The organism is Clostridium sp. MCC344 (assembly GCF_018785365.1).
Taxonomy (GTDB): Bacteria; Bacillota; Clostridia; order Lachnospirales; family Lachnospiraceae; genus Pilosibacter.
In genome coordinates, this window is sequence record NZ_WQPQ01000049.1 from 1 (window position 1) to 327 (window position 327).

The following is a 327-nucleotide window of genomic DNA, read 5'->3' on the forward strand; positions in this document are numbered from 1 at the left end:
CATTCAGCCACAAAAGAAGATAGTTTTGTGTATAACCGGGCCTGATTTTTCGTAATAGCCCGTTTCCATACAAAGGTATATTTATTGGCTGCAGACTCGATCTTGGTGCCATCAATAAAAATGGTCTTTCCTGAGATCTCACCAAGAAGATAGAGCAGATCTGACATTTGGGCAAGCAGTACCTTTGCACAAGCCGAAAAATGCAGGGAGATAAAACGCGCGATCGTTGCATGGTCAGGAGCCGGCATTCCTTCCAGGAGGTACATAAAGTTGATATCCCGTTTGCATGCCTTTTGGATATCCCTGCTTGAGTAGGTTCGATTCATT

At 44.0% G+C, this 327-nt stretch carries 1 protein-coding gene; it reads right to left on the minus strand.

Annotation, left to right across the window (positions count from 1 at the left end; genetic code table 11):
* Positions 1-327: transposase (locus tag GPK90_RS11995; protein ID WP_215703095.1), on the minus strand; the 327-nt coding region annotated here is incomplete at both ends.